Origin of the sequence: Arenimonas sp., from assembly GCF_019459675.1 — a bacterium.
Taxonomy (GTDB): domain Bacteria; phylum Pseudomonadota; class Gammaproteobacteria; order Xanthomonadales; family Xanthomonadaceae; genus Arenimonas.
The window spans coordinates 1-10,628 of record NZ_JAIBFH010000302.1 but is presented as its reverse complement, the minus strand read 5'-3'; the positions used below and the strand labels follow the sequence as shown (position 1 = coordinate 10,628).

Here is a 10,628-nt window from a genome sequence, read left to right as displayed (position 1 = left end):
GGGGGGGTGGGGGCGCGTGGACCCCCCCCTCGTCCCCGCGGGCTGGCCGGGCGGCCGGCGCGGCGCCCCCGATTGGCACCCCAAGGCGGACTAGGCCGACGGCTTCGATAACCGCCGCGACCGCGAAAACGACCCCTGGCGCGCCTCCGACCACGACCCGATGCTGCTCGGCCTCGACCTGGCCCGCTAAGGGCTATCATCCCGCCATGAACGCCACCCCGGACTTCCCCAGCGAATCGGGCCCCGTGCTGATCACCGGCCCGGCCGGCCAGCTGGAGCTGATGGTCGACCTGCCCGATCCGGGACACGAGCGCGCTGGCGTGGCCGTGATCTGCCACCCCAACCCACCCGACGGCGGCACGCTGCACAACAAGGTGGTCACCATGACCGCCCGCGCGCTGAGCGAGCTGGGCCTGGTGGCGGTGCGCTTCAATTTTCGCGGCGTAGGCCAGTCCCAGGGCAGCTTCGACGAAGGCCGCGGCGAAACGCTCGACCTGCTGGCGGTTACCGACTGGGTGCGCAAGGCCCGGCCCGACGACGCGCTGTGGCTGGGCGGTTTCTCGTTCGGCAGCTGGGTGGCGCTGCAGGGCGCCCGCCACCTGCCCGTGAAGCAGATGATCTCGATCGCGCCGCCGGTGGGCCTGCGCGAATTCGCCGGCGTGTTGCCGCCGCCCTGCCCCTGGCTGGTGGTGCAGGGCGAGGCCGACGACATCGTTGATCCGCAGGCGGTGTACGACTGGATTGATTCGCTCAAGGACAAGCCCACCCTGGTGCGCATGCCCGACACGGGCCACTTCTTCCACCGCCGCCTGATGGACCTGCGCGGCGCGATCAAGAACGGCGTTCGCAAGAACCTGCCCCCGCCGCGCAGTGGCTAGGAACCTGGCGGTGCTGCCGCCGTCGGCGATCTACGCCAACGGGGTCACGACGCGCCGCTGGCAGCGCGACCCGGCCCAGCAGAAGGCCCTGGCCGAACTCGACCGGGTCCACCGCCAGCTGCCCGCGCGCCTGCGCAAGCCGCCGCTGCGCCAGCTGCTTTGGCGGCTGCGGCCGCCTTCGCCGGTGCGCGGCGTGTACCTGTGGGGCGGCGTGGGCCGCGGCAAGACCTTCCTCAACGACCTGCTGTTCGAACAGCTGGGCGACCTGCCGCGGCGGCGCTGGCACTTCCACCGCTTCATGGTGGAAGTGAACGACCGGATGCAGGCCCTGCCCGAGGGCACGGCCGACACCGTCGCCGTGGTCGCCGACGCCCTGGCCGACGAGATGCGGCTGCTGGTGCTGGACGAATTCATCGTCAGCGACATTGCCGACGCGATGATCCTGGGGCGCCTGCTGGAGCGCCTGTTCGAGCGCGGCGTGGTGCTGGTCACCACGTCCAATACCGCGCCGCCCCATCTCTACCGGGACGGACTGCAGCGCGCGCGCTTCCTGCCGGCCATCGCGCTGATCCAGCGGCACTGCGCCGTGGTGCACCTGGACAGCGCGCAGGACTATCGGCTGCGCCTGCTCACCCGCACCAGCACCTACGTGACGCCGCTGGGCGCCGCGGCCGACATGGCCATGGCCGACCACTTCGCGCACCTGGCGGCCGACAGCCCGCGCGACACCCACCCGCTGGTGATCAACGGCCGCCCGGTTCCGGTGCGGGCGCTGGCCGAAGGCATCGCCTGGTTCGATTTCGCCGCGCTGTGCGAGGGCCCGCGTGCCGCCGCTGACTACATCGAGATCGCGCGCGACTTCCACACCGTGCTGCTTTCGGACGTGCCGGTGTTCGACGGCCTGCGCGACAACGCCGCGCGCCGCTTCGTGCACCTGGTGGACGAACTTTACGACCGCAATGTGAACCTGGTGCTCAGCGCCGGCGCCGAGCCCACGAAGCTCTACGCGGGCGACAAGCTGCGCGCCGAGTTCGAGCGCACCGCGTCGCGCCTGATCGAGATGCGCACCGCCGAGTTCATGGCCCGGGAGCATCGCCCGTGAACCGGCTGGCGCCCTGGTTGGCCGCGGTCCTGGGCCTGGCCGCGGTGCTGGCCGTGTTCTGGCCGGGCTACATGAGCTGGGACTCGGCCTACCAGTGGTGGCAGGCGCGCAACGACCAGTTCGACAGCGTGCACCCGCCGCTGATGGCGATGATCTGGCAGCTCAGCGACCGCGTGGTTCCCGGGCCGGCCGGCATGTTCGCGCTGCAGGCGGCGCTGCTGTGGTCGGCGCTGGCGATGTTTGCCGCCGCGCTGCCGGTGCGGCCGGCGTGGCGGTTCGCCATCGTGCTGGGGCTGGGCTTCTGGCCGCCGCTGCTGGCGATGCTGCCGCACGTGTGGAAAGACCTGTGGACGCTGGCGGGGTTCGCCTGGGCGCTGGCGCTGCTGGCGCACGACGTGCGCGCCCCGCACCGCGGCTGGCGGGCCGGCGCCCTGCTGGCGCTCACCTTCGCCTGCGCCTTCCGCCACAACGCCATCACCGGCGCGCTGCCGCTGGTGGCGTGGATCGGCTGGTGCGAAGCGGCGTCGGCGCGTTGGCTGCCCAGGCGCGGGTCGGTGGGCGGCACCGTCGTGTTCACGGTGGCGATGATGGCCACGGTGATGATGGTGTCGGGGCTGCCCAACTACGATTCGCGCGTGCGCCACACCGAGCGCGTCTGGTCAGTGGTGACGCTGTGGGACGCAGCCGCCGTGTCGCTGGCCGAAGGCGCCCTGGTGTACCCGCCCGGGCTGGCCGATGAGTCCCTGACGCTGGACGAGCTGCGCGGCAAGTTCGTCGACTTCAGCAACACCTCGGTGTACGAAACCGGCAAGCTGCGCCACAGCTTCGACGGGCCGTACACGCCGGCGCAGCGAGAGGCCCTGGAAGCGCTGGCGTGGTCGCTGCCGCGCGACCATGCGCCGGCCTACTTCGCGCACCGCTGGCGCTTGACCCAGCTGCTGCTGGGCTGGGACCGCGCCGGCCTGCCGGACGGCCTGGTGATGATGCCGGGCCTGCACCAGTACAACGACAACCCGCCGGTGGCGCCGCAGGCCAGCGCGCTGCATGCGCGCACGCTGGACCTGCTGCGCTCGCTGATCGACACGCCGCTCTTCGCGGGATGGATCTACCTGGTGGCGTGCGTGGCCGTCATCGGCGTGGCCGCGGTGGCGCTTGCGCGCAGGCCGCGGCACGCGCCAGGCCGGGCCAGCGTCAACGCCTCGCTGGTGCTGGCCGCCGCCGTGGCGGCGTCGGCATTGGCCTACGCCCTGCCGCTGACGCTGGCCTCGGGCAGCGCCGAGTTCCGCTATCTCGCCTGGCCGGTGCTCGCCACGTTGGCCTCCGTGTTGTTGCTGGTCCTGGACCGCCTCAAGCAATGATGGCCCAGCTACATCTTGTGTCCCATCGAGACTGAAAATGCACCTGGCACCTGTTCCCAGCGGTGCTAGCATCGGCGACAGGTCGTTACGGAGTGTCGCCATGCGTCAGCTGCTGCTGGTTTCCGCCCTTGCCGCCGCGCTCTGCGGCCCCGCTGCCGCGCAGTCGCCCGACGTCGAGAAACTCGCCGCCGCCGTAGATGGCAAGGTGCAGGCCTGGCGCCGCGACATCCACCAGCATCCCGAGCTGGGCAACCGCGAAGTCCGCACGTCCAAGCTGGTCGCTGACCATCTGAAGGCGCTGGGCTTCGACGACGTGCGCACCGGCATCGCCACCACCGGCGTCACGGCCGTGCTGCGCGGCGGCAAGCCTGGTCCACGCATCGCGCTGCGCGCCGACATGGACGCGCTGCCGGTGACCGAACGCAGCGGCCTGCCCTTCGAATCCAAGGCCACGTCCACCTTCCGCGGCGAAACGGTGGGCGTGATGCACGCCTGCGGCCACGACGCCCACACCGGCATCCTGATGGGCGTGGCCGAGGCACTGGCCTCGATGAAGGCCGACCTGCCCGGCGAAATCCTCTTCATCTTCCAGCCCGCCGAAGAAGGCCCGCCGGATGGCGAGGAAGGCGGCGCCGAGGAAATGCTCAAGCAGGGCATCTTCGAGCGCTTCAAGCCCGAGGCCGTGTTCGGCCTGCACGTGTTCAGCACGCTCAACGCCGGCACGGTGGGCTGGCGCAGCGGCCCCACCATGGCCGCGTCCGCCCGCTTCAACATCGTGGTGAAGGGCCGGCAGACGCACGGCTCGCGGCCCTGGGGCGGCGTGGACCCGATCGTGGCCGCCGCCGACCTGATCGGCAGCGCGCAGACCATCGTCAGCCGCCGCCAGAACATTTCCAAGCAGCCGGTGGTGGTGACGTTCGGCGCCATCAAGGGCGGCATCCGCTACAACATCATCCCCGACAGCGTGGAGCTGGTGGGCACCATCCGCACCTTCGACGAAGGCATGCGCCAGGCGGTGTTCGCCGACCTCAAGAACGTCGCCACGCACGTGGCGGCCGCTCACGGCGCCACCGTGGAAGCCAACGTGCCCGACACCAAGGGCAACCCGGTGACGGTGAACCATCCCGCGCTGACCGCGCGCATGGTGCCGAGCCTGGAGAAGGCGGTGGGCGCCAAGAACGTGATCGAACTCGACCTCAACATGGGCGCCGAGGATTTCTCGTTCTACGCGCGTGAAGTGCCGGGCTTCTTCTTTTTAGTCGGCGCTACGCCCCGCGACCAGGACGCCATCAAGGCCCCCTCCAACCACTCGCCCGAATTCTTCCTGGATGAGCAAGCGCTGAAGGTGGGCACCCGGGCAATGCTGCAGGTGGCGCTGGACTACCAGAGCCTGGCCCCGTAACCCCACGCCTGCATCCCGGTCCCTGGGGAACGGACCGCCTGATCCCGGAGATGACATGTCCCCTCCGCACCACCCTCGCGCCGCTTCACTGCGGCGCCACCTTTGCCTGGCGCTGCTGGCCATCCTCGCCACGGCCTGCGCACATCGCGGCGCGCCTGCGGTCTACCCCGATCTCGACGCAGCGCAGGCCCGGCCCAGCCTGGTGGTCACCCGCTTCCTGGGCACCGGCGAACTGCCGGCATACCCGGAGTGCGCGTCAAAGGACGTGCTGTGCATGGATCCCGCGCCGACGTGGATAAAGCTGCAGGCACGTGAGACCGTCTACGGAGCGAGCCCGCCAGGAACCTTCTTCGCCAGCACCACCAGCCACGGCGGCCGCATCGATGCCTACGGCACGCCCAGGAAGCCGATGCTGATGCTGCTGCTCGCGCAGGAAAACAACTGGGTGATGGTGCGCTACGCGCGCGCGAACCTCGACACCGACTCGCAGCGCCAGCTGCACGTGGTGCTCAACAATTCCGGCCCGTACTGGCTGCCTTGTTCTGTCCGGGAGCTGCGCGAGGACATCACCGACCCCGTCCTTGCCCACGCCAGCCGCATCACCCGGGAAGACTACGAACAGTGGCACGCCGAAAGCCACGCCGACAGTTATCGGGTCGAGGGCCAGTTCGCCTACCCGCGCTATTCGCTGCCCATCGCTCGCCTGCAGGCGCACCTGGCCGGCAAAGCGCTGAGCGCAGCGGACTTCACCTGCGGCGCCGATCCCGGCTGACGCATTGCCCCGTTCCAGCGACGACATCGGGCGGGGCTTGTGAGCGTGGGCGGCGCGTTCCGGGCGATAATGGCGCCCGCTTTTTCCACGCCGCCCAGAATGCTCAAACCCCGACACATCCCCACCACCGTCTACCTCGACGCCGCGCTGCGCCTGGTGTTCCGATTCGCGCTGTTCGCGGCGATGCTGGCGGTTGTCCTGGCCGTGCTGCGCGCGCTGTTTTCGCTGCCGACCGATCCGGCGCTGGCGGTGGCGGTGTTCCTGGGCCTGGGTGCCGTGGCGGCGCCGCTGTCGGTGGCGGGCTTGCGCAAGCAGCGCCGCGTGCCGCTGGCGGCGGCGTCCACCGGTGCCGGCGCGCTGCTTTCGTTCGCCTGGGCCGCCCTGTTCTGCGTGGCTTTCGTGCTGTGGCTGCAGCACTTCCTTGACGCGCCGGTGCGCCTGCCGGAGTACGTCGCGGCGGTGGTGCTGGTCGGCAGCATCGGTGCCCTGCTGTCGATCCTGCCCAGTCCGTTCGTGGCGCGACGCCGCGGACTGTAGGCAGGCCGCTCAGGCCGCCGGCAAGGTGACACTGGCGCGCAGTCCGCCCAGCGCGGGCGAGGCGTCCAGCGCGATGCGGCCGCCGTGCGAAGCCAGCACCTGGGCCACGATGGACAAGCCCAGGCCACTGCCCTCCACGCCGGTGCCCAGCTCCCGCTGGAAACGCTCGAATACCCGCTCACGCGCCTCGGGCGCGATGCCCGGGCCGCTGTCCTCCACCACCAGGTGCACCTGCCCGGCGTCCGATGCCAGCCGCACGCTCACCTGGCCAGCCGCTGGCGTGTAGCGCACGGCGTTGTCCAGCAGGTTGCGCACCAGCCCGTCCAGCGCGGCGCTGTCGCCGGCCACCATGGCGCGCTGGGCCTGTACCCGCACTTCGATGTCGCGTTCTTCCGCCAGCGTGCGCGCGTCGCCGGCGTGGTGGGCAACAATTTGCGCCAGGTCCACGGGCTCACGGGCCTGCGGCGCGGCGCCGGGCTCCACGCGGCTGAGCGCCAGCAGCTGGGCGATGGCGCGCTCCATGCGCCGCACGCCGGCGTCGAGGCGCTGCTGCGACTCCAGGCGCTCGGCGTCGTTGACGGCGTTGCGCAGGTTGTCGGCGTGTATTTTCACCGCCGCCACCGGGGTGCGCAGTTCGTGGGCCGCATCGGCGGTGAAGCGGCGCTCGCGCGCCAGCCCGGCCTCCACCCGGGCCAGCAGCCCGTTGACCGCCTTGGCCAGGCCCTGGATCTCCTTGGGCACCCGGCCCAGTTCGATCGGTGCCAGCCGGTCCGGCGCGCGCGCCTCGATCTGTTCGGAAATGCGCAGCAGGCCGCGGCTGGCCCAGCACACCGCCAGCCAGATCATGAAGGCCATGATCGGCAGCGACAGGAACAGCGGCACCAGGGTGCCGAACGCGATGTCGCCGGCCATCTCCTCGCGTATCTCGGACTGCTCGCTGGCCTGGTACCACAGGCCGGACGGCGCGCGCAGGGTGAACGTCCGCCAGGGACTGCCTGCCAACGTGACGTCGGCATAGCCGGGCGCCAGCGCTGCCAGCGCCTGCACGGGCCCGCTTTCCGAACGCAGCAGCAGCTGGCCACCGGCGTCACGCACCTGGAAGGCCAGCTTCGTTTCGTAGGCGTGTCCGCCGGCCGACACCAGATCGCGGCCATTGCCGTGCCAGACGCTGATGACCATCGGGCCGCCGGGCGTGCGGTGCTGTTCGTCGGCCAGCGGTTCGTCCACCAGGCTCATCAGCACGCGCGCCGAATGGGCCAGCTTGGCGTCGAACAGTTCGTTGGCTTCCTGCAGGCCGGCCTTGTAGCTGAAGCCGGCCGCCACGGCGATGCCGGCCGACAGCGTGCCCACCAGCGCCAGCACCAGCAGGCGGCGGACCGACGTCATGGCGCGGCCCCGGGCGCAGCCTGCACCGCCGCCTCGTCCAGCGCGTAGCCGACGCCGCGCACGGTGCGGATCAGCGCCGCGGGCAGCTTTCGCCGCAGGTGGTGCACGTGCACGTCCAGGGCGTTGCTGGCGATGTCTTCGTCCCAGCCGAACAGGCGCTGCTGCGCCGATTCGCGGCTGACGGTGCGGCCCGGGCTTTCCATCAGCACGCGCAGCAGGGCGAACTCGCGCCGCGGCAGGTCAATGTTGCGGCCCTGCCAGCGCACGGACATCGCGGCCGGGTCCAGCTCCAGTGCGCCGCAGCTCAGCACCGGGGCGGCGTTGCCGGCGCTGCGCCGCAGCAGGGCGCGCACGCGCGCCAGCAGTTCGTGGCTGTCGAAGGGCTTTCCGAGGTAGTCGTCGGCGCCCACGTCCAGCCCCAGCGTGCGGTCGGCCGGGCGCTCGCGGGCGCTCAGCACCAGGATGGGCACGGTGGCGCCGGCGCGGCGCGCGCTGCGGATCACTTCCAGGCCGTCCATGCGCGGCAGGCCCAGGTCCAGCACCACCAGGTCGATGCCGCCGTCGCGTATGGCCACCAGTGCGCTGGCGCCGTCACGCAGCCAGTCCACGGCGTAGGCCGCACGGCGCAGGGCCGTGCGGATACCTTCGCCCAGGGATTCGTCGTCTTCGACCAACAGCACGCGCATGCGGGGAGTGTGGGTGGGGCGTCAGCGGCTGGCAAGCTCCTCGCGCACCGTCTTGAGCAGCGCCTGTGCTTCGGCGCGGCGGCCGGCATCGGCGCGCTCGCGACCCGGCCGCGGCGGCGCTGCAAGCGCTTTGAGCAGCGCTTTTTCGGCGCCGGCGTAGTCGTCCTGCTCGCGCAGGAAATCGCCCTGGAAATAATTGGCGTCAATGCCGTCGGGATTCAGCGCCAGGCCCTTGGCCAACATCTCGCGCGCCTTGTCGTCGTCGCCGAAGCCCACTGGCCAGCCGGGCACCTGGTAGTACAGCGAGCCCAGGCTGGTGTAGGCCGAGCCCTCCAGGGCGCCGGGTTCAACGGCGAGTGCGGCTTCGAAATCCTTGCGCGCTTTCTTGACCAGGCCCAGCGCGCCCAGGCCGCCCTTTTCACCGGCCCAGCTCGACAGCACGATGCCCTCCCAAACCAGCGCACCGGCGTCGCGCGGGGCCGCGGCGCGGGCCGTTTCGGCCTGCGTCGCCAGGGCGGCGAAGGCGGCATCGCGTTTCTCCGCCGGCAGCTCGTATTTCACTTCCGCCCAGCGGTCGCGCACGGCGGCGACCTGTGGCGAGAGTTCGGCGGCGAAAACGGGCAGCGAGGCCAACGCCGCCAGGGTGGCAAACACGATCGGGCGGATGCGGGGTGATTTCATGCGGTTTCTCCGGTGGGTGCGGGGGACGCGGCGCGCGCATGGCGCCGCACGGTGGGAAGCTGCGCGCGCAGCGCGCGGTCGATCAGGGCGGGGAACGCACCGTTGAGTCGGGCGAAGAATTTTTCCGGCCAGCCCAGCTGGCGGCGCCGGTCGCCGCGCCGGATGCAGGCGATGAGCTGTTGCGCGACGTCCGCGGGCTCATCCTGGGCGGTCTTGAGCTCGGCGTTGAGGGCGTCCACGGCGGCGGTGTTGAACGCCGTGCGCGTGGCGCGTGGCGACAGGTACTGGAAGCGCACCGGGCCTTCGGCGTATTCCCGGCCCAGGGCTTCGATCAGGCCGCGCAGTCCGAACTTGCTGGCGCTGTAGGCCGCGAAGCCGGGGAACGCCAGCGCGCCGAACGTCGAGCCCACCGCCACCACGGCTGCCTCGGGCTGCTTTTGCAGCCAGGGCAGCAGCGCGCGTATGAGCAGCATGGGCGCCACCAGGTTGGTTTGCAGCAGGCGGGCGATATCCGCGTCGGACTGTTCTTCGAACAGGCCGAACGCACCCTGGGCGTGCGCGATCACCAGCAGCGAAGGCGACATCGACGCCGCGCGCGCCACCACGGCGGCACGTCCTTCGGGCGTGCCCAGGTCGGCGGTGACGGGCACCACCGCCCCGGGCCGATGCCGGTGCACCATGGTGTTGAGCTTCACCGGGTCGCGACCCACCGCCAGCACCGTGGCCCCGGCGTCCACCAGGCCGGCGACCAGCGCCGCGCCGATGCCACCGCTGGCTCCGGTCAGCACCACGGTGCGGCCGCGCAGGCCGATCACGCCGCTGCCCGAAGGGCGGAGGCCGGCGCCCGCAGTCCGCGGAAAACGTCGCCATAGAGCCGGTAGAAGCGGCGCGCCGCATGCACCACGGCGGCCTGGTCGTCGGCGTCGTCCAGGCGGTCCATGAGCTTTTCGAAGAAGCCGACGTGTTCGATGTCCAGGTCGCCGTGCGAGCGCAGGTAGCTGAAGGCGGTGCGCGGCAGTCCCAGGCTGGTTTCGATGGTTTCGGCCGCGCGCGTGGCCAGGGCCACGGACGTGCCTTCGAGCACCAGCACCATGCCGAAGAAGCCCACCGGGTTGCCGCGGCCGATGGTGTCGTAGGCGTAGGACACCATCAGTTCGGTGGCGTGCGCGGGCTGGGAACGGGCAATGGCTTCGCGGTCGGCGCCGCAGGCCTGCAGGTCGTCCAGGATCCATTCCTGGTGGCCCATTTCCTCGTCGATGTATTCACCCACCGCCGTTCGCAGCCACTCCAGCCGGGCCGGCAGGCGCGCGCCGCAGGCCATCAGCATCGGCACGGTGTGGCGCACGTGGTGGTAGGCCTGGGTGAGGAAGGCGACGTAGTCGTCGCGGGCGATCTGCGCGGCCAGGGCGTCCTGGATGATCGGGATGGCGATCAGGTCGGCGCGCTCGGCCTGGGTCTGGTGCAGCAGCTGCTGGTGGAAGTTCATGCGAGGGTCTCGTCGGTGGGGTAAGTTTCGTATCGGCGCGCGATGGCATCGGCGTAGCGTTCAAGGATGGCTTCGCGGCGCGGACGGCCGTTGGCGGTGAGCAGTCCGTCGGCGGCGCTGAACGGCGCATCGGCGACCACCAGTTCGCTCACCTGCGCGTAGTCGGGCAGGCCGGCGTTGACTTCATGCAGGGCCGCGCGCAGCGCGGCGTGGGCCCCGCCCGCGCCGCGCCGGCCGGGCCCACGCCGCGCTGCGCGCGGCCCTGCATGAAGTCAACGCCGGCCTGCCCGACTACGCGCAGGTGAGCGAACTGGTGGTCGCCGATGCGCCGTTCAGCGCC

The 10,628-nt window shown here is 71.2% G+C and carries 12 protein-coding genes and 1 pseudogene; 6 read left to right on the top strand and 7 right to left on the bottom strand.

The window, feature by feature from the left end:
* Window positions 1-206 precede the first annotated feature (206 nt).
* From K0M70_RS10285 to K0M70_RS10260, 6 genes are all read left to right on the top strand, one after another.
* Window positions 207-878, top strand: a complete 672-nt coding sequence (locus K0M70_RS10285; protein ID WP_290781777.1) for an alpha/beta hydrolase — start codon at window positions 207-209, stop codon at window positions 876-878.
* 4 nt (window positions 879-882) lie between these two features.
* Window positions 883-1,980, top strand: a complete 1,098-nt coding sequence (gene zapE, locus K0M70_RS10280; RefSeq protein WP_290781781.1) for a cell division protein ZapE — start codon at window positions 883-885, stop codon at window positions 1,978-1,980.
* Window positions 1,977-3,338: a hypothetical protein gene (locus tag K0M70_RS10275; RefSeq protein ID WP_290781776.1), complete on the top strand. Its 1,362-nt coding sequence runs from the start codon at window positions 1,977-1,979 to the stop codon at window positions 3,336-3,338. The genes zapE and K0M70_RS10275 overlap by 4 nt, the downstream gene beginning before the upstream one ends.
* Window positions 3,339-3,438: 100 nt before the next feature.
* A complete protein-coding gene (locus tag K0M70_RS10270; protein ID WP_290781775.1) occupies window positions 3,439-4,740 on the top strand; it encodes an amidohydrolase in 1,302 nt (433 codons plus the stop codon).
* 55 nt (window positions 4,741-4,795) lie between these two features.
* Entirely contained in the window at window positions 4,796-5,512 is a 717-nt protein-coding gene (locus K0M70_RS10265) for a hypothetical protein (RefSeq protein ID WP_290781774.1), read from the top strand.
* 99 nt (window positions 5,513-5,611) lie between these two features.
* Window positions 5,612-6,049 (top strand): hypothetical protein, encoded by a 438-nt coding sequence (locus tag K0M70_RS10260; protein WP_290781773.1) that lies wholly within the window; start codon window positions 5,612-5,614, stop codon window positions 6,047-6,049.
* A gap of 9 nt (window positions 6,050-6,058) precedes the next feature.
* Here the strand turns inward: K0M70_RS10260 and K0M70_RS10255 are convergent, their stop codons facing one another.
* From K0M70_RS10255 to K0M70_RS10225, 7 genes and pseudogenes are all read right to left on the bottom strand, one after another.
* On the bottom strand, window positions 6,059-7,414 hold the full coding sequence (locus tag K0M70_RS10255; protein ID WP_290781780.1) for an ATP-binding protein: 1,356 nt from the start codon (window positions 7,412-7,414) through the stop codon (window positions 6,059-6,061).
* A 17-nt stretch (window positions 7,415-7,431) separates the two neighbouring features.
* Window positions 7,432-8,121 (bottom strand): response regulator transcription factor, encoded by a 690-nt coding sequence (locus K0M70_RS10250; RefSeq protein ID WP_290781772.1) that lies wholly within the window; start codon window positions 8,119-8,121, stop codon window positions 7,432-7,434.
* A gap of 21 nt (window positions 8,122-8,142) precedes the next feature.
* Complete coding sequence (locus tag K0M70_RS10245; RefSeq protein WP_343211209.1) at window positions 8,143-8,802, bottom strand: hypothetical protein; 660 nt, start codon at window positions 8,800-8,802, stop codon at window positions 8,143-8,145.
* Complete coding sequence (locus K0M70_RS10240; RefSeq protein ID WP_290781778.1) at window positions 8,799-9,614, bottom strand: SDR family oxidoreductase; 816 nt, start codon at window positions 9,612-9,614, stop codon at window positions 8,799-8,801. Before K0M70_RS10240 ends, K0M70_RS10245 begins: the two co-directional genes overlap by 4 nt.
* Window positions 9,614-10,288, bottom strand: coding sequence for an iron-containing redox enzyme family protein (locus K0M70_RS10235; protein WP_290781771.1), 675 nt, complete (start codon window positions 10,286-10,288; stop codon window positions 9,614-9,616). The genes K0M70_RS10240 and K0M70_RS10235 overlap by 1 nt, the downstream gene beginning before the upstream one ends.
* A gap of 10 nt (window positions 10,289-10,298) precedes the next feature.
* A pseudogene (locus tag K0M70_RS10230) lies at window positions 10,299-10,497 on the bottom strand (long-chain acyl-CoA synthetase); the annotation flags it as partial.
* On the bottom strand, window positions 10,437-10,628 hold a 192-nt coding region (locus tag K0M70_RS10225), incomplete at its 5' end, for a hypothetical protein (protein ID WP_290781770.1). The gene K0M70_RS10225 and the pseudogene K0M70_RS10230, both read right to left, overlap by 61 nt.